Source organism: Phycisphaerae bacterium, from assembly GCA_012729815.1.
Taxonomy (GTDB): domain Bacteria; phylum Planctomycetota; class Phycisphaerae; order JAAYCJ01; family JAAYCJ01; genus JAAYCJ01.
Genome location: JAAYCJ010000073.1, coordinates 17,686 through 42,234 on the forward strand (window position 1 = coordinate 17,686; position 24,549 = coordinate 42,234).

General features: G+C 63.2%; 18 protein-coding genes. 6 read left to right on the forward strand and 12 right to left on the reverse strand.

What is annotated here, in order from left to right:
* Positions 1–50: 50 nt before the first annotated feature.
* Positions 51–1,808 (reverse strand): efflux transporter outer membrane subunit, encoded by a 1,758-nt coding sequence (locus GXY33_05665; protein ID NLX04610.1) that lies wholly within the window; start codon positions 1,806–1,808, stop codon positions 51–53.
* A gap of 51 nt (positions 1,809–1,859) precedes the next feature.
* On the reverse strand, positions 1,860–2,513 hold the full coding sequence (locus GXY33_05670) for a TetR/AcrR family transcriptional regulator (protein NLX04611.1): 654 nt from the start codon (positions 2,511–2,513) through the stop codon (positions 1,860–1,862).
* A 208-nt stretch (positions 2,514–2,721) separates the two neighbouring features.
* Here GXY33_05670 and GXY33_05675 point away from each other — a divergent pair, with 208 nt between their 5' ends.
* Together GXY33_05675 and GXY33_05680 are read left to right on the forward strand one after the other, a co-directional pair.
* Positions 2,722–3,159, forward strand: coding sequence for a hypothetical protein (locus GXY33_05675; GenBank protein ID NLX04612.1), 438 nt, complete (start codon positions 2,722–2,724; stop codon positions 3,157–3,159).
* Positions 3,160–3,591: 432 nt separating this feature from the next.
* Positions 3,592–4,512, forward strand: coding sequence for a hypothetical protein (locus GXY33_05680; protein NLX04613.1), 921 nt, complete (start codon positions 3,592–3,594; stop codon positions 4,510–4,512).
* Here the strand turns inward: GXY33_05680 and GXY33_05685 are convergent, their stop codons facing one another.
* The 7 genes from GXY33_05685 to GXY33_05715 all read right to left on the reverse strand — a co-directional run bounded on the left by GXY33_05685 (position 4,513) and on the right by GXY33_05715 (position 17,556).
* Positions 4,513–8,277 (reverse strand): hypothetical protein, encoded by a 3,765-nt coding sequence (locus GXY33_05685; GenBank protein ID NLX04614.1) that lies wholly within the window; start codon positions 8,275–8,277, stop codon positions 4,513–4,515.
* 506 nt (positions 8,278–8,783) lie between these two features.
* Positions 8,784–13,346, reverse strand: a complete 4,563-nt coding sequence (locus GXY33_05690; protein ID NLX04615.1) for a hypothetical protein — start codon at positions 13,344–13,346, stop codon at positions 8,784–8,786.
* 52 nt (positions 13,347–13,398) lie between these two features.
* Positions 13,399–14,334 (reverse strand): HlyD family efflux transporter periplasmic adaptor subunit, encoded by a 936-nt coding sequence (locus tag GXY33_05695; GenBank protein NLX04616.1) that lies wholly within the window; start codon positions 14,332–14,334, stop codon positions 13,399–13,401.
* Complete coding sequence (locus GXY33_05700; GenBank protein ID NLX04617.1) at positions 14,334–14,531, reverse strand: hypothetical protein; 198 nt, start codon at positions 14,529–14,531, stop codon at positions 14,334–14,336. Before GXY33_05700 ends, GXY33_05695 begins: the two co-directional genes overlap by 1 nt.
* Positions 14,532–14,534: 3 nt before the next feature.
* A complete protein-coding gene (locus GXY33_05705; protein NLX04618.1) occupies positions 14,535–15,104 on the reverse strand; it encodes a DUF4956 domain-containing protein in 570 nt (189 codons plus the stop codon).
* Positions 15,101–15,979 carry a polyphosphate polymerase domain-containing protein gene (locus GXY33_05710; protein NLX04619.1) on the reverse strand — a complete coding sequence of 293 codons (879 nt, stop codon included), beginning with the start codon at positions 15,977–15,979 and terminating at the stop codon, positions 15,101–15,103. The genes GXY33_05705 and GXY33_05710 overlap by 4 nt, the downstream gene beginning before the upstream one ends.
* A 299-nt stretch (positions 15,980–16,278) precedes the next feature.
* Positions 16,279–17,556 carry a thioredoxin domain-containing protein gene (locus GXY33_05715; protein NLX04620.1) on the reverse strand — a complete coding sequence of 426 codons (1,278 nt, stop codon included), beginning with the start codon at positions 17,554–17,556 and terminating at the stop codon, positions 16,279–16,281.
* 340 nt (positions 17,557–17,896) lie between these two features.
* Here GXY33_05715 and maf point away from each other — a divergent pair, with 340 nt between their 5' ends.
* Entirely contained in the window at positions 17,897–18,490 is a 594-nt protein-coding gene (gene maf, locus GXY33_05720) for a septum formation protein Maf (GenBank protein ID NLX04621.1), read from the forward strand.
* Positions 18,491–18,529: 39 nt separating this feature from the next.
* On the opposite strand, the gene GXY33_05725 is transcribed toward maf, so the two are convergent.
* The gene (locus GXY33_05725) at positions 18,530–19,456 is read right to left on the reverse strand and encodes a LysR family transcriptional regulator (protein ID NLX04622.1); all 927 of its coding nucleotides are present in this window, start codon (positions 19,454–19,456) and stop codon (positions 18,530–18,532) included.
* A 310-nt stretch (positions 19,457–19,766) separates the two neighbouring features.
* Between GXY33_05725 and GXY33_05730 the strand changes: the two genes are divergently transcribed.
* The 3 genes from GXY33_05730 to GXY33_05740 all read left to right on the forward strand — a co-directional run bounded on the left by GXY33_05730 (position 19,767) and on the right by GXY33_05740 (position 23,261).
* The gene (locus GXY33_05730; GenBank protein NLX04623.1) at positions 19,767–21,407 is read left to right on the forward strand and encodes a SpoIIE family protein phosphatase; all 1,641 of its coding nucleotides are present in this window, start codon (positions 19,767–19,769) and stop codon (positions 21,405–21,407) included.
* Between the two features lie 154 nt (positions 21,408–21,561).
* Positions 21,562–22,341, forward strand: coding sequence for a motility protein A (locus GXY33_05735; GenBank protein ID NLX04624.1), 780 nt, complete (start codon positions 21,562–21,564; stop codon positions 22,339–22,341).
* A 20-nt stretch (positions 22,342–22,361) separates the two neighbouring features.
* On the forward strand, positions 22,362–23,261 hold the full coding sequence (locus GXY33_05740) for an OmpA family protein (GenBank protein NLX04625.1): 900 nt from the start codon (positions 22,362–22,364) through the stop codon (positions 23,259–23,261).
* A gap of 5 nt (positions 23,262–23,266) precedes the next feature.
* Here the strand turns inward: GXY33_05740 and GXY33_05745 are convergent, their stop codons facing one another.
* Together GXY33_05745 and secG are read right to left on the reverse strand one after the other, a co-directional pair.
* Entirely contained in the window at positions 23,267–24,157 is an 891-nt protein-coding gene (locus GXY33_05745) for a YicC family protein (GenBank protein ID NLX04626.1), read from the reverse strand.
* A gap of 27 nt (positions 24,158–24,184) precedes the next feature.
* Complete coding sequence (gene secG, locus GXY33_05750; protein NLX04627.1) at positions 24,185–24,499, reverse strand: preprotein translocase subunit SecG; 315 nt, start codon at positions 24,497–24,499, stop codon at positions 24,185–24,187.
* Positions 24,500–24,549: the final 50 nt, after the last annotated feature.

A 24,549-nucleotide genomic window follows, 5' to 3' on the forward strand; every position in this document is an offset into this window, starting at 1 on the left:
TCTGCTTGAAATGACATTCGTCGTAGTTTCCGGTCAGGTAACGGCCATCGTCACTCGGCTTCGCCAGCGGCCTCCGGCGGATTCTCCCACGGCAGCGCGTTCTTGCCGCCGGTGAAGAAGAACTCCACCGGGTCGCTGAGCGGAGCGGGAGTCTCCAGATACTCCTGCTGCGGGTTGGCCTGCGGCGACCAGCCGCCGCCCAACGCCTTGTAGAGAGACACCAGGTTGATCGCCACCTGGCCCGTGCTCCGGGCCAGCGTGTTCTCCAGGTTCACCAGCGATCGCTGGCTGTCCAGGACGTTCTGGAAGTCGGTCAGGCCGTTGCGATAGAGTGTCTCGGCGAGTTTCACGGATTCCTCAGCCGCCTCCGTCGCCCGCCGCAGCGCGTCGTGCCGGTCCCGCTCTCGCTGATAGGCCACCATCGAGCTCTCGACCTCCTGGAGGGCCGCCAGCAGCGTACGCTCGTAGAGAACGTACGATTGGTACGTCACCGCCTCCTGGGCGGCGATCCGATTGAGGTTCCGCAGGCCGTCGAAGATGTTCCACCGAAACGACGGCCCGAACCCGTAGGTGACGCTGCGGGCGTCGAGCGTGTGGGCGAAGTCGGTCGATTCATATCCGAGAGTTCCCGAGAGCGTGAACTTCGGATACAGTTCCGCTGTGGCGACGCCAATTCCGGCGACCTGAGCCGCGAGACCGCGTTCCGCAGCCCGCAGGTCGGGACGTCGCCGCAGGATGTCAGCCGGAACACCCGCCAGCACCTCCGCCGGCGGCTGCGGGATGGGACTCTCGGCGGCGAACTCCTCCCAGAGGGCCGACGGTTCCTGGCCGATCAGCACGCTGAGGCGATAGATGCTGATGGCCAGGGCGCTCTGAAGTTGCGGGAGCTGCGACTGCGTCGTGGCCAGGTTGGTACGGGCCTGTTGGACGTCAAGCTGCGTCGCCAGTTCCAGATCCAGCATCGTTTGGGTCAGTGCGAGCGTCTGTTCCTGAAGGTCGATGTTCCGCGCGGTGGCCTCGACCTGGCGTTGCAGCGTTCGAACCTCCACATAGGTGGTTGCGACCTCAGCCAGCAGCGTCACCAGGGTGTCGCGATAGTCCTCGACGGAAGCCTCGAGCGCCGCGTCGGCGGACTGGACGTTCCGCCGAATGCCGCCGAACACGTCGATCTCCCACGAGGCGTCAAAACCGGCCGCGTGAAGGTTGACTTCGTCGGTTTCCGGCAGCTTCGACGGGCTGGGGATCAGCCCGATCAGGCCGCTGGCGACCGGACCGGTGATGCCCGTGGCGCCCGGCGCGATCGCGCCAAAGCCGGTTCCGAGGGCGCTGCCGGCAATGCCGCGTCCCACCGTCTCAGCGAAGACCTCGCCCTTTCCAGGCGCTGAAGGAAAAGCCGTGGGCCCGTTGGCGCTGCTCTTGGACCGCTGGGAAGTCCCCTGCCCGCCCAGAACCGGCAGCAGTTCGCCCGCCGCCACGCCCCGTAAGGCCCGCGCTTCGCGAATTCGCAGCACAGCGAGTCGCAGATCGAGATTGCCTGTCGCAGCCCGCTCGATCAGCTCCGTGAGCTTCGGATCCTCAAAGACCTCCCACCACCGCTGAACGTTCGCGTCACCCTCCGCCAACCCCTCCGCCGCCGGCGGATGCCACCGATCGGGAAGTTGCAACTCCGGTGCGCGGTAATCCGGTCCGACCGCACAGCCGGCGACGGCAAGAAACAGAACCGACATCGCCGCCCACGGCCGCAACCTGACGAGGCTGACACGCAACGCGTTTGAGGCGGCGGGAAGTTGGATTCGGGGGTCACTCATTGTCTTTCAGTACTCGCTGCTCCGTAAGGTGTGATGTCCTGCCGCCCTGGTTCAGACGACCTCCGCCGGCAGTCCCAGGGCGCGGATCGCGTCATCGGTAAGCCGCCGTTCCAGTCTGGCCAGGTAGTCCTGCGGAAAAGTCTGGGTTCCTAACCGGTCGAGAAGTATTTCACAATGATCGGCGTGAAACACCACGGGACCGAACAGCATGTGCGTCCAGAGGCTGACCTCGTGCATCGTCCACTCGGGCCTTATCCGCAATATAAATCGCGTGATCGCCTCGAAGTGAGGGTCCAGCACCTGCTCGCGAAGAAAGCTGCGGAGCGGGCCGGCGTGTTGCGCCACCTGATACAGCACACGAGAGCGCCAGCGCGGCCGCTCCGGCGAAAAGATCGCCTGCATCACGTGCCGAACGATCGTCTGGACCGCCTGAGCCCGCGATGGGGCGTCGTCCAGATGGCGCTCGCACTCCTCGATCACCGCCGGCAGCGAGGCGGCCGCGTTCGTCTGAAAAGCGAACCGTAGCATCTCTTTGAGCAGACCTTCCTTGCCGCCGAAGTGGTAGTGGATTGTGCCGATGTTCGCTCCGGCCCGCTGGGCGATCGCCCGTGTGGAGACCTCACCCACACCGCGCTCGGCGATCAACTCACCGGCCGCGTGGATGAGGGCTTGGCGGGTCTCATCGCTTGTCGAATAGGTGCCCATCGGATTCCGGAGCTTTCCTCTCTATCAACCAGAGTCCGCGAATTATAATCAGTCGACCAAAATTGGTCAAGTGTACAAATCTCAAACTTCCCGATTTTTTGAGGAGGGTGTGGGCAGGGGGATTGGGGCAAAGAGATCTCCCTATGTCTGACGATCAGAAGGATGTGTATGCGTTCCTTCAAATCGTTATGACATAAGGAGATATGTCATGGTCAAGCAGGAGGCTTTGATGGAGTCGTTATCGGCGAATCTGCATGGGTTTCTCGACGAAATCAACGGGAGCCTGTCGGTTCCGGAGAAGAAGTTTCTCCGGGACGGGTTCGTGGGGCTGGTTCGGGCCGGTCATCCGATCGTCTGTCCGATGGCCAGGGAGGTTCCGAACCAACGGTGCCGGTACGCCAGTCGGGTCAAGCGGCTGGACCTTCACTTGACCGCCGCGACCGATTTCGACGAGCGGGTCGCCAAGACGCTTCCGAACGTCTGGCGGCCGCTGATGACCGACGATACGCCGTTGATCCTGGACCTCTCGGACCTGGCCAAGCCGCTGGCGACGAAGATGGATCATCTGGCCACGGTGCGGGACGGCAGCACCGGGGCGTTGGTCAACGGGTATGGGAGAAACATCTGCGGTTGGCCGAACGGCTGATCGACTACGCCCAGGTCCTTCCCGACCGGGTCGATTTCATGTTGTACCGCCTGCTCACCGGCCTGACGCACATCCTCAACGCCTGTTTCCACTTGCGGAGGGACTTACTATGACATCACTTACGAAAAAACCGGGAAGTTTGAGTACAGATCTATCCAGAGCCTCTCGCGGTAGAAATCACCCCCAATACCACCCTGATTAGAAATCATTATAACATAATTACTTATATCCACAGTCTGGAGCAATGACGGCGGCTGGGCCGGGCAGGACCAAAAAACAAGCGGCCAAGCCCGACTGCCGAAACTTGCGCTTGCGGCACTGACAGGTTTCGGATAGTAATACCCGTCGCGGCGACGGCAACAAGCGGCTTCGCCCCCGATATGATCAAAACTACTATGTTAAAATAGATAGTTATAAATGCGGAGGCTGACAGTGAGGCAAGAAGAGACAGGCAAGTGCAGACAGCCATGGTCGAACCGGCTGAGGCGAACGGCCTCTTTCGGGCCGGTCTCGCACGAGGTGACGCCCGTCGTCTTCAACGACCGTCTCTACCGGGTGGAAAACCACCCGCGGTTTCTCGACTTCCCGACGGACGATCCGACCTATCGCTTTCACGAGGATGAGATTCGAATCCGCGACGTGGAGACGGATGCCATCGTCAGCGTGCCGCTGCGCAACCACTACTTCGGCGAGGGCTTCCTCCACCAGGGACGGCTGTACGTCTACGCCGGCGACTACGGAACGGATCTGCCGTGGCGTCAACACAAGAAGATCAACATGGTCTGCTCCGATGACCTCGTGCATTGGTCCGACCCGCTGACCGTGCTCGAGTCGGAGCGGGATGAGCTGCTCTTTAACGTCGCGATCTGCCGGGCCCCGGATCGCTTCGTCATGCTCTACGAAACCGATGATTCCCGCTGGCCGCCGTTCACCTTCAAGTATTGTGAATCCGAAGACCTGATCCACTGGCGGCGGATTCCCAATGCGTTCTACGGGACGGATAAGTACGTGGGCGGTCCGGCCCTGTACTACGCCGACGGCTGGTATTACACGCTCTACCTCCAAGCCCGTTCCAACGGGCACTACGAGAACTGCATCACCCGATCGCGCGACCTCGTTCGCTGGGAGGACGCGCCGGAAGGACGCGCGGTACTGCCCGTCGACCCGACGCATGCTCCGGATCCGGGACACCCGGAAGTCCGCGAACTCAGCGCATCCGACGCGGAGCTGTGCTTCTGGCGAGGCAAGACCATCCTGTACTTCCACAGCGGCAATCAGCAGGGCGTCGCGGGACTCGAGATGGCGGAATTCGACGGACCGCCGAACGAACTGCTGGCGCACTACTTCGAGTGATCAGGCCGCACGCCCCGCCGGTCCCGAACGACGAGTGATTCGTCGGCGACCAATGGCGATGATCAGCCCGATCGCGGGGATCGTCATTGCCGCTGCGGCTTGTATCGGATGAACCACCGTCAGCACCACCGGGGTCAGGGCCGCCCGCACCGCGGTCCGCCACTGCGGATCGACGGCGATGACCGTCGCCACAGGCGGCGAGAGGCGATAGTAGGTTCGCACGAACCATCGACCGGGAGCGTTAGTCACCAAGTGCTTGTCGCGGAAGTCGCGCAGCGTCGCCACGTGGGGCTCCAGTTCGCTGCCATAGGCGGCGGTGGCGATGAAGCATCCGCCGGAGATCGGCGGCGTGATCGACTCCTCGCCGAACACGGCCTTGACGCTCTTGTCGCCGTCCATGGTGATCTGCGCCGCGCAGTCCGTGCCGGCGCAGTCGCCCTCCCACCGCAGGAATATCCATCCGTCAGCGGGCGTCGCCGTCAGGGCCACGACCGTCCCTTTGGAGTACGTGCCGCTGCTCTTATCGACCTGGCCCTGGCCCTCGATCGTTACGGTCAGCGTGCACAGGCTGGAGGCCTCCATGAAAACCGCCCGAACCGTCTTGTCGCCGTCCATGGTGATCGCCGCCGGGTTGGTCGATCCCGAAAGATCGCCCTCCCAGTGGTCGAAAACCCATCCCTCCGACGCGACGGCCCGCACCTGCACCTCGGTCCCGGCGTCGTAGCTCCGGGATGACGGCGTGACCGAGCCGAGACCCGTGACGCCGACGCTGAGGGTGTAACGCGGCGTCTCCTCCTCGACGAAAACGGCGGTGATCGTCTTGTTGGCGTTCATGGTCACCGTGGATGGGTTGGCGTCGCTGCTCAGGTCGCCGACCCATCGGCTGAACCGCCAGCCGGCGTCGGCGGTGGCCGTCAACTCCACCTGCGCGCCCGCCGCGTAGACTCCGCCCGCCGGATCGACCGAACCGTCGCCGTGGGTGCGTACCGTCAGGACGTACTGCGCGATTGAAACCGGCACAAAGACCGCCTTGACGGTATAGTCGCCGCTCATGGCGATCGTCAGCGGATTGGCCGATCCAGAAAAATCCCCCTCCCAGTGGTCAAACTGCCAGCCGGAATCCGCAGTGGCGGTCAGCTCGACCTGCGCGCCGACGTCAAAGGTCCCGCCGTTCGGATCGACTGAACCTTCCCCCTCGATCTGGACCGTCAACCGGTATCCGCTGGGCGGCTCGGGAGCGGTCACAAACACCGCGATCACGCTCTTGTCGTCATCCATCACGATCGTGGCGGGATTGTCCGAGCCCGATAGGTCGCCGCCCCAGTGGTCGAAGACCCAGCCGTCGGCCGGTTCGGCGTTCAGCTCGACCTCCACGTTCGCATCGTACGTTCCGCCGTTCGGATCGACCGAACCCTGACCCTGAACCTGCACGCTGAGGGTGTACTCAGCCTCCTCAAAGACCGCCTGCACGCTCCTGTCGCCCGTCACGTTGAGGCTGACGGGCGATGAGGCGCCGCTCACGTCGCCCTGCCACTCCACGAACCGGTAGCCGATCCCCGGCACGGCGGTCAGCGTGATGGGAATCCCGCGAAAGTACGTCCCGCTCCAGGTTCCCTCCGGATTGAGCATCCGGTTGACCTTGACCAGACCGGACCCAGCCGACGTGACGCTGAACGCGACCGTGGCCGTACCCGCCAGACCGAATTTGTTGACCACGTGACCGCGCACGTAGTCCGGCCGCACCGAGGCGAAATTGCGCAGGATGTTCACCTTGCTCTGCCAGAAGCCGACCGAGGGAATCCCCTGCGACCAACTCCCGCTCCACGGATTGGTCACGCCGCCCCACCGCCCGACGTGATCGCCCATCTCGCCGCTGATCAGGTCCGCGCGTTCGTCGATCATATCGGTCACGCGGTCCGGGTCGAACGTCACGTTCAGCAGGTCCGCCATCCGCCGGATGAACTCGTTGCGAAATTCACCGTTCTCAAGGAGGGTGGCGAACAGCTCGATCGACCACTCCGGATTCGACCAGTGAGGCACGTTTCGCGTCGAACAGTGGTCCAGCGTGTCGTGGGCCGGATCGTTGGCGGAAACCGAGTTCGAAGCGGGAAAGGCGAAGCCGAAGTCGGTGTCGAACAGCAGCCAGCGCCACTTGCCGTCCGTGGTGCGGGGCCGCCAGTACTTGATGTTGTTGCCCGGCCAATCCGTATTCGCGCAATAGATCTGCGACGCCTGGTAGTCGATGAAGTTCTCCACGTCCATGAGGGTCTTGACGTAGGTATAGCTCTGCGGCTGCGTCATGTCGTGGGTCCGGATGTAGGTCAACAGGGACTCGTAGTGGCTGGCGTCGCCTTCGATGACATCGAGATCCTCCTCCAGCATATCGACGTTGTCCGGATCAACGTCGTGGTGGTCGGCCAGATAGTGCTCGTTCATCTTCTCGCGGATGTTGTGAATACCCCAGTACACGCCGTTGACGTACACCGCCGCCGGACGAAACGCCTGGGCATCCACGTCCAGATCGGCGACCAGTCCGACCATGACGCCGTCGCGGATCAGGGTCGAGACCCAGTCGTCGCCGGAGTTCCGGAGCATCAACGCCTCGAACTCGTCGTGGTCCAGTTCCGGGAAGATCTGATAGTTGAACTCGCCGCGCCCGTAGTCCGATCGGGCAAACAGGGCCAGGCTCTTCTGCGGGCCAAGCCGCGTGGTCCCGCCGGCGATCTTCATGCCCGCGTCCTGGGCAAGCCCGACCGTCCCGTCCGGTTCGATCAGTTCGACGTGAACCGGCCGCTCCCAGTCCTGCCAGACGTTGCCGTCCTTGTACAACTGCGGATCGCCGGGATCGGGTCCCATGACGTAGATCCCGGTCTGGTCGTCCCAGAGGTGGTTGGGACTGGTCGAGAGCGAGACCACCGGCAGCGTCGAGGCGTCGGCGATCAGGAAGGTGTGCGTGACGGGCCGGCTGGGCAGGAAACCGTCCTGGAACGTCCGCGCCCGGACGGTCGTGGTGGAGGCGACGTTGATCGGACCGCTGTAGGCGTACGTCCGGTAGTAGCGGGTGGAGGTCGCGCTGGTGTCTTCGTCGCGATAGGTGTAGGCGGTCTGCGAGGCCCCGTCGGTCGGCTCGCTGCCGTCGAGCGTGTAGAATACCCTCGCGCCGCTGTCGGCGGTCAGTTGCAGCGAGACCGCGCCCGAATAGAACCCGCGGGTGTGCGAGAACTCCGGCGGATTGGCGAAACGAACGATGCCCGAATCATCGTTGGCGGAATTGGGCGAGGGCGTATCGTAGAAGAACCACTCGTCGCCCCCGTCGGGATACCGGCCGTAGGAGACGTCGACGGTCTGGGCCCCATAGGTGACGCTGTCGATCTCGGTGACTCCATCCGCAGCGAAAAGGCCGATGTCCTCGCCGTCTCCGCTAAGCTGCATATCGAGGTGCAGGATCCCGTCCTCGCTGTCATCGTCAAACCAGAAGATCAGGTATTCACCCGCCTGGATCGTTGTGCGGGCGGCGTCGGCTGCGGAAATCTGGCACTTGGTCGGCTCGGCCAGATCGTCCGTCAGGTACATGCCCGCCAGGTTGACCGCCTCGGAACCGGCGTTGTAGATCTCCACCCAGTCATCATAGTCGCCGGTGTCGTCGGCCAGGGTCGAACTGTTGACCGCCATGAACTCGTTGATAAAGAGATCCTGGGCCGCCACCGATCCGACCAACAGGACCACCGCCAGCAATCCTCGAAGCAGAGTCCCGATCACACACATGTTGTACTCCTATTCTAAGCAACATGACTTATACAAGCCGTCGGCGCCAGCGGTTCGAACCGCCGAAGGCAGACCACCTATGAATGTACCGTATCCAGGGTCAGATGCATTCATCACTCACACCGGTGCGTCTGGCGATAGCAGGCGTGCACAGTCTGGCAGCGATGCTACATGGCCGGCCGCAGCCTTTTGAAGTTGTCCTTACTCTTATCCAGTATTACTAATCCGCCGAACTCTTCGCGATACCCCCGTTCGACCGCGTCCAGCGGCCTTGGCGCCGACTGTCCTGACGTGGGCCCATAAGAATATAACGCCACATGGGGGAGCAAAGTTTCAAACCAAGCTCAAGCCAATCTCGTCGCGCCCAAGCCCCTCACCGCCGATGCCACTGAGGCGCGGCTCAAAGCCCACGGACCCCGACAGCCCGGGTTTCTGACCAAGGCGCTCGGGAGTGTCGCCTTGCGCCATTGATCTTTGAATGCCAACAGGACTGCCAGACAGACTTGTCAGTCCCGCCTGAAACTCACTCCCCTGGTCGTCACCTCTCGCCAACCGGGCAGCAAGAGGCACCCAAACACGATCAGCCCGATCAGCGCCATGCCCAGTATGCCACAGGCCGAACCGGGCAGCTCAGCCGGCTCCGCGTCTTGTGGACAATCATCGAGAACCGCCGGCGCCTCGCCGAATACCTGCTTGTAGGCCTCCTCAAACGACATCACGATCCCAGCCGCCGCACCGTAGCCCTGACCGTAGTAGGCGGCCAGGATGCTCAAGTCGGCGAGGCTCACCGCCCCGTCGCCGGTGAAATCGCCATCGGCCCATGTCATACCGCTGACGGTGCCGTAGTGGGCCGCCAGAACGGACAGATCGCCGAGACTCACAGCACCATCAAGGTTCGCATCACCGGGCCAGAGGAACTCGTCGGCTCCGATGTCCACTCGACCGCCAACCATGCGGGGAAGGAAATCCATGTCAAGCTGATCGCCCGCGGCAAGGCCGGGATCGCCGGCGTCCCGGCAGGGCGAAGTCGAGGTCAGGTGGTAATCGTTGTCACCGAAGGTGTTGGGATCGTCGTCCGCGCCGTCGGCGTCGGCAAACAGCGGGTCCTGCCCGATGTTCCCGGTTCCACCCAACCCGCCCGTCCAGCCCTGAATGCAGCAGTAATCCACGGCAGGCGCACCGGTTCCGGCATAGATTTGAGCCGATTCGCTGGTACCGCCACTGCGGCTGTTGAGCCAGAGGATGGTACTGTTCAAAGACGGGCTGCTGGTGCCCGCGCAGTAGATACCACCACCGTCGGCACTGGTGAAGTTGCCATTGCCCGAGAGCGTACAACTGATCAGGACGGGATTGCTGTCAAAGTTGCAGATTCCGCCGCCGAAGTAAAAGGACATGTTGCCGATCAGGCGGCAGTTCGTCAAAACGGGACTGCCGCCCAAGTTGCAGACTCCACCGCCGTACATCGCCACGTTGTCGATGAGGATGCAGTGCCGAAGGCTGGGCGATCCAGCCGCGTTGAGGAGGCCGCCGCCCATGTTCTCGGTTGATCCAGTGGCGTTGCCGCCGGTGATGGTTACTCCGTCCAGGACAGCCGTATTGTCGGTGCCGCTGCCGACAACCACGTGATAGCTGTTGTCGGAATTGCTGCCGACAGCCCCGATGTCACCGCTCAGAACCGTCACGTTGTGATTCGGGCGGCGCTGAGACCGGTCCGTCTCCTGGCCGGAGAAGCCGCCATAGATGCTCAATCCGTTGAGCAACTGGAACGAGAGATCGCGACGGTTCGTTCCCTGGTCCGGCCGATACGTCCCGCCGGCAACCCAGATCTCGGCCACCACGCCGCCGGAACCCGCCGCGGCGGTCAGAGCGGCCTGCAGATCGTTGTAGGCGGTGGCCCACGTGTACCCGTCACCGCCGGCCGCGGCGGCCGAGTCGACCACAAGGATCGACGGCGGCGTCACTTCAAGTATCGCCGTCCGACTCGCCACCGTGCCGCACGCATTGCTGACGTAGCAGACCACGGCCGCACCCGTATCGGTGAGTTCCAGCCCGGTCAGGTGCAGCGACGCCGAGTCGCCGCCGACCTCCATGCCGTTCTTCTCCCACCGGTAGTGCAGCGTGCCGCTGCCGGCCGCCGTCACGCTAAACGTCGCGCCCTGCACCAGCGAGATGCTGGCATCCTGCGGCTGCTGGGTGATCTGCGGGCCGCATGCGGTCACGCTGTTGATCGCGCCGGGCGTGCCGTGTCCGGTCGAAGCGGCCCAGCTCGAGGCCGCGCCGTTGTCCGTGGCCGGGCAGATCAGTTCCAGCGTGGGCCCGGTTCCATCCGGCGCGGTCGGCCAGGGCGAGACGTCGCCGTAAGTCACCGTGTCGATCAGGTATCCGTCCGCGTCGTACAGGCTGATCTGTTCGCCGCCGTTACTGGCGTTGAACGTGAAATCGCCGATGTAATTCTCGACCTGCGGGAAGAAGCTGTGGAAGTACACCTGGTTGTTGCACAGCACCAGGTAGTCCCGCGGACCGATCGACGTGTGCGGCGGAAAGACGTAGACGTTATTCGGATCGGAGTCGGTGAACTGCCAGCCGGACAGATCGACCTCCCAGTCATTGGGATTGAACAGCTCGATCCAGTCCTGGGCGTCGAAATCAGCCGCCGAGTTGTAGTTGATCTCGTTGATGATGATCGGATTGGTGTTGCCGGCGTCGGCCACAAAATTGGCGGTCAGAGTCGCGGTTCCTGTCGGCGTCATCAGCATCGAAGGCCCGCCGCTGCATTCGGTCCAGTTGGCGAATCGATACCCGCGGTTGGGCATCGCCATGACCTTGATCGGCACGTCGAGGAAGTAGGTGCCCGCGCACGCCCCACTCGGTTCGGTCGGCAGGACCAGCCGGTTGACCTTGACCCGCCCAGCCTCGGCCGGCGAGACGTTGAAGGTGATCTCCGCGCTGCCGCTGAGACCGAAATGGCTGATCACGTGCTGCCGGACGTATGGCGCCCGGCTGGTGGCGAAGTCCATCTGCCGCTGAATCTCGTTTTCCCACTGGCTCATCGAGGGAATCCCCACCAGCCAGGGGTTGATCGTTCCACTCCAGGGGTTATAGACCCCGCCCCACCGTCCGATGTGGTCAAGCATCTCCGGCTCAAGCAGCGCCTGCTTCTCCGCGATCTCGGCGAGCACGCGGTCCGGACGGAACGTCACGTTCATGTGGTCGGCCATGTCGCGGATGAACCGCGTCTGGAAATCGCCGTTCTGCAGCAGCGTGCGGAAGAGCTCCGTGGACCACGGCTTGTTGGACCAGTGTGAGGACGTGGCCGTGGTCGCGTGCTCGATCATGTCGTACTGCTCGTAAAGGCCGGTCTCGACGACCCGCGAATTGGGCCGAGGCGAACAGAAGGCGTAGTCCGTGTCGATCAGCATCCACCGCCACCGGCCGTTGTCCACCCGCGGCCGCCAGTAGCGGGTGTTGCCGCTTGGCCAGTCGGTGTTCGCGATGTAGATCTCCGAAGCCATGTAATCGAGGTAGTTGTCAACCTCCATGAAGGTCCGGACATGCGCGAACGGCGCGGGATAGCGCAGGTCGTTGGCCCGGATGTAGTCCAGCAGCCCCTGGTAGTGCGTCGCGTCGCCCGCCGCCACGTCCATGTTGTCCACCAGGATGTCAACCTCGGTCGGCTCAATGTTGTAGTGCGACGCCACGTACTGGTCGTTGCGGCGCTCGCGGATGTTGATGATGCCGTAGTATTCGCCGTTCAGGTAGATGTGGGCCGGGCGATAGGCGTGCGTGTCCAGGTCCAGTTCGTCCACCAGACCCCAGGTCGTTAACGCATCCTGGAACAACGTATAGCTCCAGTCGTCGCCCGAACAGCGCAGCGTCAACCCCTCAAAGACGTCGATATCCCGGTCGGGAAACACCCGGTAGTCGATCTCGCCCGCTCCATACGCGCTGCGGGCGTAGAGGGCCATCGGTTTCTGCGGCCCAAGCCGGCTGATGTCGCCTCCGGTCTTGACGCCGATGCCCTGGCTGACGCCCAGCGTCCCATCCGGCTCAAAGAGTTCCAGGTACGCCGCCCGCTCCCAATCCTCCCACACGTTGGCCGAGCCGAACCGCGTCCCGGTGTACGGCGGCGGGCCCATCACGAAGATGCCGATCAGATCGTCCCAGAGGTTGGCGGGCGTCGAGGACAGGCTGATCACCGGCAGCGTCGGCGCGGCTTCCAGAATGAAAGTGCGGGTGACCGTCTGGCTGGGCATGTACCCCGGTCGGACCGCCTTGGCCCTGACCACCGTGGTGGAGCTGATCGCGATCGGTCCGCTGTATTGATAGGTGTCGTAATAGCGAGTCTCGGTGGACCCGCCGTAGTATTCTTCGTAGCGGTAGGTGTACGGGTTGTGCGAGGCCCCTTCCGTGGGCTCGCTGCCGTCGAGCGTGTAGTAGATGGTCGCGTTCGGGTCCGGCGAACTGAGTGTCAGCGAGAACGAACCGGCGCAGAATCCCGCCGCGTGCGAGAACACGGGCGACGAGGCATATCCCGGCGAGCCCGCCGTGGTGTTCGAGGCGCCGGGAGTGGCGTCGGCGAAGTAATACCAGGTGGCGCTGCCGTCGGGCTGGCGGCCCATCGACACGTCGGTGGACTGGACGTCGAAATTCAGGCTGTCGATCACGCTCGTCCCGTCCGCGGCCACCAGGCCGATGTCCTCGCCGTCGGCGCTGAGCTTCATGGCCACGTGCAGCGGGCCTTGGGTCGCCACGTCGTCAAACCAGATGATCAGAAAGCCGCCCGCTGGTATGGTGGTCGTCGCCGAGTACCCGGTTGGAATCTGGGCCTTGGTCAGGTCGGACAGGTCGTCGGTCACGTACATCCCGCCGATGTCCACGGCCGTGCCGCCCCCGTTGTAGATCTCGACCCAATCGTCGTACTCACCGTACTCGTCGTCGATCGTCGTGTCGTTGGTCGCCATGAACTCGTTGATGAACAGGAGTTGCCCTCGCGCGGGAACGGCGCTTGCCGCCCACACGCCCGCAGCCAACAGACCAATCAGTACCGCATTCCGCTTCACCGCACGCATGTCGTCTTCCCTTCCTTCACCTGTCCGCGTCCGCGTTCCCAGAACTCACCGTTCAGCGGGACCGGACCACCACCACTTCACCGGGAAACAATCGCATCTCATGAGGCACGGTCACGAGCACCGCCCGTCCCCATTCCGCCACCGCTGGGTTCCGCCACAGTTGCATCGGCTTGGTCTCAACCGCCGGCGCCAGCATCTGCACGGTCGAAAGCCCCATCCGCGTCGGATCCGCCCGCGTCACCAGTTCCACCCGCATCCCCTTCTCAGCCTCGTTGAACTCCCGATCGCTCAGGTAGGCCAGCACGGACGTCGGCTCCTTCGCCACCACCGACACCAGCGGATCGCCCGGCCGCACCGCCTCGCCGGCGCCGCGAAACACCGCGATGACCGTGCCGTCCATCGGCGAAGTCAGCACCAGCATCGCCCGTTCGACCGACAACTCAGCGACTCGCCGGTCCTGGACGGTGATCGCCTCGCGAAGCGGGGCCAGCGTCGTCTCAAGGCTCGGAACGGCCGGATGTTGCGCCTCGAAATCCGCCAGACGGCGCTGGGCGTCGGCCAGATCGTTCCTGGCCTGGACCAGGGCCGCTTCATCCTCCTCGATCCTCTTCCGCAACGAGGCATAAGGCGAGCGGACATCTTCCGGTTGGCCGGAAGCGGCGGCGTCGCTCGGCTGCGCGCTCTGCAAGACCTCCGCCTGCAGTTTCAGGTCCGCCAGCGCGATCCGGTCCGTCTCAATCTCGGTGGTCAGATCGAGCACCCGAAGACGGACGGTCTCGACGTCCGTGGCGAACCGGCGGCCCTCAGCCGTCCGGGCCAACTGCTGATTCTGAGCGTCGGCCTCGAGCCGGGCCTCCGTCGCCGCCAGTTCCGCCCGGAGCCGGGCGACCTCAGCCGAGGCGGTCGCCAAGGCGCTGCGAACCTGGTCGTCCTCCAGAACCGCCAATGTCTGGCCCTGACGAACCTCGTCGAACAGCCGAATCGGCATCAAACGCCCCCCCCCGTGCATACCGACGCGATCTGCCGGGTCTCGCTCTGGGCGATCCCGAGCGCCTGGAAGCGAACCCTCCGGCCAGAGCTCAGCCACACCACCATCGCCACCGCCGCCAACCAGACGATGATCGACACGCCGTGGCGGCGTCCCATCCGCTTGGCGTGATCCAGCCAGTAATTCACCGTTGCCATGACTTAAACCTCAAGGAGTTCTTCTTGCACGGTCAGGGCGATCTCCGAGATTCCCTCGACGGACTCCAGGGCCGAGACCAGGTCCTCGTTCCGCGAACGGTCGCGCACCATCAATTGATAGGCGTACTCCGCCGCCTGCGAACCCAGCACGTCCTGGACTGAAATCAGCGTGAAGTGGTTGCAGTATCGCTTCAGGACGTCCAGCAGCGGATGTCCCGGAGCCAACCCGCCTCGCAGGCGGAACCGCAGGTACGCGTTCAGCGGCTGGTGCGAGCCAAACGACGTCCAGTGCAGATAAATCGCGATCAAACACAACACGATCGTGCCCAAAACCGCCACCTCGTGCCGCTGGGCTCCCGCCGCCATCCCCACCACCAGCGCGCAGAACACGAACGCCATGTCGCGCGTGTCCTTCAGAATGTTCCGGAACCGGATGATCGCCAGCGCCCCCATCAACCCGAAGGCGGTGATGATGCTGTTGCCGATCACCGCCATCACCATCGCCACCACCACCGTGATCAGAATCAGCGACTGCACGAACGATCGCGAGTACGACAGACCGCTGTGAGTCATGTAGTAGACCCACGCGAAGACCTGACCGAGGACGAAGGCGAGGAGGAGTGATACCAGGACGTCCAGGGGAGAAACCCTCTCTCCGCCGACGCCGAAGTTCTCGAAGAATTGCAGTAGTCCGTCCATTTCGCCACTCCCGCGCGCACCGGGGCGCAAAAGCCCAGCAGCCGCGCCTGTTGTACACTGCTGACGTATTTGGCCACCGACCGCTGCATCAGGTCGAAGCGCCTGACCATGCCGTTGAGCCAAGCCGGATAGCGCCCGGTGAACTTGATCTCCAGAATCACCCCAGGCATCGTCACCCGCCGCCAACCCTCACCCGCCATCTGCAGCTCGGCCCGCTGGGTCACCTGCATCGACAGATCCCGGTCGAACGTGATCCGCACCGGATCGCCCGCGAGGCTCTCGAAGGCCTGCCGCATGTAGCGAACCCGAATCACCGGCTTGGCCTTGATCCGCTCCATGTAGAACAGGAACTGCTCCAGCTTTCGATCGGCCGGGGCATCGCCCGGCGACGCCTGAAGGTACTTCTCCAGGGCCCACGCCGGCACCCGGACCCGCGACTTGATCACCGCCCGATTCACCCGGCGCTTGATCTCGAAAAACCGCGGGTAGTCCAGATCGTCGGTGTAGCTGCGGACCCGCAGCTTCACCCGGTTCTTCTCCCCCGTCATCGTCTGGCGGCACAGCAGCAGATTGTCGGAATCCAGGTAGAGGCTGACGATCGGATAGGCCCCTCGCTCGTGTGACCGGGCGTGACGATCAAGCCGCATGAACGGACGCAGATATACCACCATGGCCGCGGCCTGCGCTTCGCTGATCAGGTACTTGATCTCGAAGCGAGACTCGATACTCCGAGGTCTCTGATTTTCCACAACTCCCAGCATCGACCCAATCTACAATTATGCAGAAAAATCAACTGGCACTTATCTTGCATCGCCTGCGTCCAAGAGCCACATCTGAATATCCAGACGAGTTGCCAATGGACCAGCCTACTAGGAATCCGGACCCGACCTCTGGCTTATACGGATGAAATGAATCCCTAAATCCCTTTTAACACCCGACGCAAGCCCTGTCAAGTCAACAAGGTTAATCCCGCTTCAAGGAATGACTTAGAATCGATCAGCCCTGCCAGGAACGCCGGGCGCGAAGGCCTGTGGCGCCCGCGACGTCGCTAGTGCTGGCTCGGGGCGGGCAAGGATGTCGGGTCCGAGGCGGCAGTCGAAGCACCGGAGAGCTGATCGGCCGCCATCCGTTTGAGGACCTCAGGATTGCGCCAGGCGTCGCCGATGAACCGGCCGTTCAGGAAGATCGCCGGAACCCCCTTGAAATCAAGAGATTTGGCGGTCTCAAGGTCGCCCGCCACCTTCTCCCGCACCTCTTGCGAGGTCCAGACTTCCACGAAGCGGTCTCGATCGAGCCCGATCTCCTCGGCGATCTGGAGATACGGACTCCGGTCCAGCTGCTTGTGCTGCTCGACCAGCGCCTGGTGATATTGCCAGAAAGCCTCGTCGCCCCCCAGGACGGCGGCGGCTTCCGCGGCGTAGGCGGCCCGGCATGCATACGGATGCAGGTTGCTCGATACCTGATCGTTGCACTCGCGGGCCAGGGGCCAATGCCGCACGATCACGACGATGTCCGCCGGCTGGGGATGCTCCTGGCGAAACCCGTCGATCGCCCGCCATGCATCAGTGCAGCTATCGCACTGGAAGTCTTTGTAAATAATAAACTTAATAGGCGCCTCGGGGTCGCCCAGGATGTGGTCGGCCGGCCTGATCGCCAGTTCCCGGGGCGCCTGCGAGGCAAACCGCCAGAGCTGGTACTCAGCGTCTTCGGCGATCTGCATGTAGCTCTGCTTGTACTGGACCATCATGGTGCCGGTCATGCCGGCAAACGCCCATCCCACCATGGCGACAAAGATCAGCCCCACCACCGCGGCCTTGGGGATGCACGTGCGGACCGACAGGCGGTAGCCCGACCGGTAACACCGCCATCCCGCTATCAGGCCCGCACCGATCAGCAGAAAATTGCACACGTGGACCAACAGGCACCACCCGCAGTTGCCGGGAAGCACCAGATACAAAATCCCGAGCAGAGCCACCGAAACAGTAAGCCCTACAGATAAAAATGCAACGAGAAGAATATTGAAGGCATCGTGGCCGAACACGATCAGCCAAATCGCCACAGATAAGAAGTAGAGCAGCCCGTAGAGCGACAAAGGCAATCCAAGAAACTTGCCGTACCGGCTGGCGAAAACGCCGCTGCAGCCGTAGCTCGAAAGGCCGTCGTCCCCGCAGAGCCACTGCCATTCCAGGGCGGGAATCTGCCCGGCGGTGGCGGCCATCATGGTCCAGCAGACGCCCACGCCCAGCAGCGCCAGCACGGCCATGACACACCAGTAACAGGTCAGCTTCGGACGATCCGGCACCGCAGCCTTTTCCAGCTCAGCCATTGCGCCTCCTTCTACTCACCGGAACAGCAAGCCCAGTATTATAGCGGCTGCGCGTCCGAAGGGAACGTCGGACCGGGAAATGATCCTGGTCAAGCCGGACGGAGATTCGAAGTCCATTGTCATCCGCGGCAAGGGAAGGTATAACACCAACCCGGATGCGGCCTCGATCGGCTGCAGAAGGAGTTCCGATAATGGACTCCCGATCGCCGCCCTTCAGGGCGCGCGAGGCGAGCTTCAGGGTCCGCACAGCAAGGATGGGAACGTCGAGTGGACGGTGAACCGGATCCGGCCAGAACGCCAGGACCGGGCACGGAAATGATGAATCCGATGGGGAGGCACGGTGGCGCATACGCGACTGATACTGGCTTCGGGATCGCCGAGGCGGCGGGAACTGCTGGCCGAGGCGGGCTACCGGTTCGAGGTGGTCCGCCCGGAGCTCGAGGAACCGGAACTGGACGAGGACCTGGGTCCGGAAGGGACGGCGGAGGCCCTGGCCTACTTCAAGGCCCGCGCGGCGGCCGACGCCGCCGATCCCAGCCAGGTCATCCTCGGCGCCGACACCGTGGTGGCCCTGGGCCGCCAGATCTTCGGCAAACCGCGCGACGCCGACCACGCCCGGACGATGCTGCGGCTGCTGTCGCACAATCGCCACCGGGTGATTACCGGAGTGGCCCTGCTGAAGGTGGATGACCGGCTGTTCCGGCGGATCGACCGCGAGATCACGCACATCACGATGAAGCCGATGAGCGAGGATCAGATCGAAGAGCACCTGCGAACGACCGACTGGCGCGACAAGGCCGGAGCGTACGCCGTCCAGGAGCAGGCCGACCGCTACGTCATGCGCTACGAGGGGAGTTTCACCAACATCGTGGGCCTGCCGATGGAACTGGTCAACCGAATACTGGCGGCGGAAGGAATCGTTCCGGAGCGATAGCATTCGAACGTTTCGGCGACGGCGGGAACGCTCCGGCGGCTACTGGGCCGGGACGGCGGCAGGCGCCAGGGATTCCTCAATCTTGGGGGCCGGCTCCTTGAGGATTTCCAGGAGGCGTTTGACCGGTTCGCTGAACGCCCGGCCCTTGCGGTAGATGATCCCGACCGGACGATGGAGTTCCTTTTCGGCGAACGGCTTGCCGACGATCGTGCCGATCTGCAGTTCTCTCACGATGGCCGGCTCGGGCAGGATGCTGATCCCAATGCCCGCTTCGACCCCGCGTTTCATGGTCTCGATGTTGTCCTGCTCCATGACGATCTTGACGGACACCTCATTGCGGCGGAGGATGCTCTCGATGAGCTTGCGGGTGGACTGGTCGCGCTCGAAGTGGATCATCGGCTGATCGTGCAGATCCTTGATGGCGACCTTCTTCTTCTGGGCCAGCGGGTTAGAGGGATGCATGGTCAGAACCAGGCGTTCGCGGCAAAGGTCGATCACGCCCATCCGGCGGTCTTCCTTCGGGCAGGCGACCATGCCGATGTCGGCCCGGTCTTCGAGCACGGCGTCGACGGCCTGGTTGGCCCGCATCGGCTCGATCCTCAGCCGGACGTTGGGATACCGCTGCAGGAAGTACCGCACGTACGGCTGAAGCAGGTAGAGCACGATGGAGGCGATGCCCGCGATGGTGACCGCTCCGGTGATCTCGTGGGCGAAGGCGGCAAGCTGGTTGTGGAGTTCCTCGTACTTCTCGTAAATCTGTTTGCAGCCCTGGTAACAGATATTGCCGGCATGGGTAAGGGCCAACGGCCGGCACGAACGGTCCACCAATTGCAGGCGGAGCTGGCTCTCGAGGGCCTTGACCTGCTGCGAGACGGCCGACTGGCTGATGTAGTTCATGGCCGCCGCCTTCGAGAAGCTCTTGGTCTCAACCAGGTCGCAGAAGATCTTGATCTGCTTCATGTCCATGTCAGATACTCCCGGTGTCCGGCAACTCCAACCATATATAATTACTAAAAGTTACAGAGACTTCCCAGGCACCACCAGAACGGATGATGTATATTATAAGAAGCTATTATATCACTTGTCAACACAGAAATAATCACTAATAGAGCCGCCAGGCGTGCCGCCGCCCCGCGAACTATTGACTTTGGCATCCTTGCCGGGTCCGATAAAATAGAACACTGGAGAAAGCTGGGCGGTATCCGACTGGTGAAAGTTGGTCCTTTCGGGCTTTCTATCCCTTCACAAAGACGTTCAGGTTGACGATAGGGACGGTATGCGGATTGTAGTGGAGCGAGGCGAAACATCGATTCTCGACAAGCGGTTTGCCGACCGGACGCTGTACGTGGGCCGCCAGGAGGCCTGCCAGATCCGGCTCGCTGCGGACGAGACCGTCAGCGGACGACACCTGATGATCCTTGAAGAGGAGGGCCGGTGGTACGTCGAACCGCTCCATGATCAGCTCCACCGGAGTTTTCTCAACGACAAACCCTTGCGCGGGCGGGAGACGCTGCGCGACCGCGACGTCCTGACGGTTGGCGAATACAAGATCAAAGTGTATCCCTCAAAGAAGGACAATGAACGGTTCATTCCGGTGGAGGTGGTCTACCGGAGCAAGTCGGAGATCGCGGAGACAGCTGAGCTGGACTACGAGGATCTGGACCTGGATCAGACGGCGGTGGTCAAGCAGCGGCACGACACGTTCAGCCTCTCAAAGGGCAGCTTTGACTACATCTCCTCATTCTCGTCGAAGGTGGCGTCCATCGCTGATCCACACGCGATCCTGGCGATGGCGGTCGACTCGCTGATCGAGGATTTCCAGGCCTCGTGCGTGTGGATCGGCCTGCGCACCGACGATGAAGGCAATCTGAACCTCTCGACGGGGCGGGACATGGCTGGGCGGGTGATCGATGCGCCGGCCCTGGCCCGACGCGCCCAGAAGGCGGTGGTCGAGTGCGGGCGGGCGGTGCTGTTCCCGGAGGCGAACCACAACGGGGAAAAGTCGGCCATCGCGGCCCCGCTGATGAACTCCAGCGGGGGCATGGGAATGGTCTACCTGGAAAACCAGGCGAACCGGGGCAAGTTCAATCCGAGCGACCTGGACTTCACGGTCTTCGTGGCTTCGGAGATGGCCACGGCGCTGGGAAGGGTGCTGTACGCCCAGTGGGTCCACTCGGAGGAGGTGCGATCGGCCGGCCAGGAGATGACCCGCAGGGTGCAGGCGCGGATTGTGCCGTGGCAACTGCCGCAGTGGTCCGGACTTCGGATGGCGGCACTGATGGAGAACGGCTCCGGGGTCTGCACGGACTTCTACGACGTGGTGCCCTGGAGCGACAAGCTGGCGATGGTGCTGATCGGACAGATCAGCGGCGACGAACCGGACTCAGCGGTGCTGATGGGAGAGCTGTCAGCCGGCTTTCGGATCGGAGCGGTCCATCAGGACGCGCCGGCGGTGCTGACGCGGCAGTTGAGCTGGATGCTGTTCTCGACCCGCAACGATCCCCGGCGGGTGAACCTGGGAGTCTTGAGCCTCGTTCCGCAGACCGGCGAATTCCACCTCGTCCACGTGGGCCAGGTGCGGGCGTACGTGATCGACGGTGAGGGCGACGGCAAGCGGCTGGAGTCGCCGAACGAACAACTGGTGGGCGAGGCGCGAAAATCAAAGTACGAATCGGTTTCGGGAAAGCTGGAGGAGGGGCAGGCCCTGGCCCTGTGCACGGGCGGATTATTCTCCCTGGCGTCCTCGGACGGACGGCTGTTCCAGGAGAGCCAGTTGCTGGACCTGCTGAGCGACTCGCAGCGGGAGTCGCCCAGCACGGTGCTGGGTGAACTGGCGAGCGAGCTGTCGGCGTTTTTATCGGGCGAGCGTCCGAGTCAGGACGTGACGGTGCTGCTGTTTCGACGTTCGGCGGACTAGCGGCTTATTACCGGACGCGGCAACCGTCGAAGCACCCTCGCAAGCCAAGTCGGGGGGCAAATCGGTCGATACTCCCTTATGAGAAGCGGAACGGTCTGCCGGTACGTTGGGAAACGGCGTGCGGGCAGGCGGACTGAATGAGGGACGCATCGAGATGGATATCGCGACACTGATCGGCGTGATCGTCGCCGCAGGCGGCATCCTGTGGGCAATGTACGAGTCGACCCACGGGGACATTGGAGCGTTCTTCTCGACCGAGGGCGTGGTGGTCGTGCTGTGCGGGTCGTTCGCAGCCGGCTGCATGGCCATGCCGCTGCGGACGGTCCTGGACACGTTCGGCATTCTCAAGAAATGGCTGCTGGTCAAAGAACTGCCCATGGACAAGCTGGTCAAGCAGTTGGTCAGCTACGCGGAGGTGGCGAGGCGCGACGGCATGCTGGCCCTGGAGGATGCGATCAAGCAGCAGCAGGACCCGTTCCTCAAGAAGGGCCTCCAGTTGGCGATCGACGGAACCGACCCGGAGATCATCCAGCAGACCCTGGAGATCGAGGTCCAGACACTCGCCGAACGACACAAACAGGGCAAGCGGTTCTTCGAGGTGGTCGGCGCGTTCGGCCCGGGATTCGGACTGTGCGCAACGTTGATCGGACAGATCGCGATGTTCCGCAATCTGGGCGGCGACATCGGGGCGATCGGCGGGGGACTGGCGATGGCCATGTGCGCCACGCTGTACGGCACGATCATCTGTAACGCAATCTGCGGACCGATCGCCAACAAGTTGGGCATTCGTTCATCCGAGGAGCAACTCCTCAAGGAGATGACGCTGGTGGGCATCATGAGCATCCAGGCGGGTGACAACCCGAACGTGGTGGAGATGAAGCTCCACTCGTTCCTGTCCGACCGGCAGCGCAAGTCGCTGGAAAAGCGACGCTAGACTAGAAGGAGCGGCTCGGAATGTCCGGACACAACAGCAAGAAAAAAGGCGGAGGCGAGCACGAAGAGGCCGGCGAAAGCGCACCGTTGTGGATGATCAGTTTCGCCGACCTGGTCGTGCTGCTGATGAGCTTCTTCGTGATCATCTCGGTGGGCAATACCCGCAGCGTGGAGTACGATCCGGAGTTCGCCCAGATCATCGCCGCCATCAAGAAGGCCTTCGGATATATTCCTCCCGCCGACTCGACCGATCCGGTGGACCTGGCGATCCTGCACGGCTTCATCAAGATGCAGAAGCAGAGAAAAGGGCCCGGAGGCGGCACGAACGACGGCAACGCCGGCGAGTCGCGGACCCGGGTGGAAGGCGTCGAGGGACGCTTCTCGGAAGTGACCACGGTCCGCGAGGGCAAACTCCTGACGGTCGGCGGTGCCATCCCCTTCGACAAGGAGTCCTCCGATCTGACGCCGGACTCGGTGCCGATCTTGGTGGACATCGCCCGCAAGATCGGCGGCCATACCAATGTGTTCATGGTCAAAGGCCACACCTCGCGGGACGAGGAGTACCACCTGCGCGGCAGCGGGCAGAACCTCTCGTTCGAGCGGGCCAAGGCGGTGTTCGACCGGCTCATCGCCCTGGGCGTGGAACGCGAATCGCTGCGGGTGGAAATCTGCTGGGACACCGAACCGCTGAAGGAAGGCACGTACAGCGAAATGGCCCTGGCGGCGAACCGGCGGGTCGAGGTGGTCGCCACCGAATCGCTGGTCTCCGACTTCGCGGGCCAGCGGACCGACGCCGCGCCGCGAGGCGAACAGATGCTCACGGGACGGGAAGCGGAAACCACGGCGGAGGCACACCAGGAAGCACAGCCGCCGGCCGAGACGGAGCACCCGGCCGCAACGCCGGCCGCCGGCGGCCACTAGCCGGATCAGACCACGTTCATCACCTGCTCTTTGATCCGGTCGATGTGGCCCTTGATGGCCACCACGTGCTGGGCGATTTCCGCATCGTTGGCCTTCGACCCGATCGTGTTGGTCTCTCGCAGCATTTCCTGCGCGAGGAACTCGAGCTTGCGGCCCGCGTTGGCCTCCTTGTCCATGACGTTCTGGAACTGGAGAAGGTGCGAGTCCAGCCGTGACGTCTCCTCGTTGATGTCCGCCCGTTCGGCGAAAATGGCCACCTCGCGGGCCAGATCCTCCTCGCGGAGTTGGATCTCGACCTCGGAGAGCAGGTTCCGAACGCGGTTGCGGAGCCGCTCGGCATAGTCGCGAACAACCACCGGAGCCCGCGAACGGATAACCTGAAGGTTCTCGCGAATCCGGGCGCAGTGGCTCAGCAGATCCGCCTGAATGGACCGCCCTTCCTCCAGGCGCATCGCCTGAAGCTGGTCAAGGGCCTGATCGGTAAGGCCCTTCAGGAGTTCCCAAGTCTTCTCCATCTCTTCAGGATCGAGTTCGGGCATCTGGCAGACGCCCGGCAGCGCGAGCAGACCGGCCAGGTCGATGCGGACCGAGCTCTGGGCGCCGGCGAGTTTCATGGCCCCCTGCAGGGCCTGGATGTATCCCTGAATGGCCCCGGTGTTGACGTCCCAGGCGGCGTTCTCGGAAACGTCGCGAAGACGCAGCACGTAGACAACCGAACCGCGGATGAGCCGCTCGCGGAGGAGCTGCTCGAGCCTGGGCTCATGGCTGCCCAGGGCTTCGGGAAGCTTGATGACGGACTTGAAGAACTTGCCGTTGAGCGACTTGACCTCCAGCGAGTAGGTGGCGCTGTCGCGGGTGGCGGAGGCCTGTCCAAATCCTGTCATCGATGCCAGCATGGGTGTGGTCCGTGGATAGCAAAGCCGCTATTCGAGCGGCAGGTCGGAGGGCGCCTCCTGGGTGGCCGGGACGGCGATCTCGGGTTGGCCCGAGGTCGGCGATTCGTATTTCTGAGGCACGTAGACGCGAACCAGGAAGACGGCCATCAGCAGATAAACCGCGGTGCCGATGATGGTGGCGACAGTGAAAACGTCGCCGGTCTTCCCGCCGAAGGCGGACTGACCGCCCGCTCCGCCGAACGCTCCGGAGAGGCCGCCGCCCCTGCCCCGCTGAAGCAGGATGATAATCATCAGCAGAAGACAGACGATACAGAATAGAATGGCCAGAAGTGTCGCCCACATGGATTACTCTTCCTTACTTATTAACGCGACTACCGTCGAAACGGGTTATT

What these genes read in the sequence shown, in the direction of transcription:
- GXY33_05665 (NLX04610.1), bottom strand. Translation starts at nt 1,808, where the DNA reads ATGAGTGACCCCCGAATCCAACTTCCCGCCGCCTCAAACGCGTTGCGT.
- GXY33_05670 (NLX04611.1), bottom strand. Translation starts at nt 2,513, where the DNA reads ATGGGCACCTATTCGACAAGCGATGAGACCCGCCAAGCCCTCATCCAC.
- GXY33_05675 (NLX04612.1), top strand. Translation starts at nt 2,722, where the DNA reads ATGGTCAAGCAGGAGGCTTTGATGGAGTCGTTATCGGCGAATCTGCAT.
- GXY33_05685 (NLX04614.1), bottom strand. Translation starts at nt 8,277, where the DNA reads ATGTGTGTGATCGGGACTCTGCTTCGAGGATTGCTGGCGGTGGTCCTG.
- GXY33_05690 (NLX04615.1), bottom strand. Translation starts at nt 13,346, where the DNA reads ATGCGTGCGGTGAAGCGGAATGCGGTACTGATTGGTCTGTTGGCTGCG.
- GXY33_05695 (NLX04616.1), bottom strand. Translation starts at nt 14,334, where the DNA reads ATGCCGATTCGGCTGTTCGACGAGGTTCGTCAGGGCCAGACATTGGCG.
- GXY33_05700 (NLX04617.1), bottom strand. Translation starts at nt 14,531, where the DNA reads ATGGCAACGGTGAATTACTGGCTGGATCACGCCAAGCGGATGGGACGC.
- GXY33_05705 (NLX04618.1), bottom strand. Translation starts at nt 15,104, where the DNA reads ATGACTCACAGCGGTCTGTCGTACTCGCGATCGTTCGTGCAGTCGCTG.
- GXY33_05715 (NLX04620.1), bottom strand. Translation starts at nt 17,556, where the DNA reads ATGGCTGAGCTGGAAAAGGCTGCGGTGCCGGATCGTCCGAAGCTGACC.
- GXY33_05725 (NLX04622.1), bottom strand. Translation starts at nt 19,456, where the DNA reads ATGGACATGAAGCAGATCAAGATCTTCTGCGACCTGGTTGAGACCAAG.
- GXY33_05730 (NLX04623.1), top strand. Translation starts at nt 19,767, where the DNA reads ATGCGGATTGTAGTGGAGCGAGGCGAAACATCGATTCTCGACAAGCGG.
- GXY33_05735 (NLX04624.1), top strand. Translation starts at nt 21,562, where the DNA reads ATGGATATCGCGACACTGATCGGCGTGATCGTCGCCGCAGGCGGCATC.
- GXY33_05740 (NLX04625.1), top strand. Translation starts at nt 22,362, where the DNA reads ATGTCCGGACACAACAGCAAGAAAAAAGGCGGAGGCGAGCACGAAGAG.
- GXY33_05745 (NLX04626.1), bottom strand. Translation starts at nt 24,157, where the DNA reads ATGCTGGCATCGATGACAGGATTTGGACAGGCCTCCGCCACCCGCGAC.
- secG (NLX04627.1), bottom strand. Translation starts at nt 24,499, where the DNA reads ATGTGGGCGACACTTCTGGCCATTCTATTCTGTATCGTCTGTCTTCTG.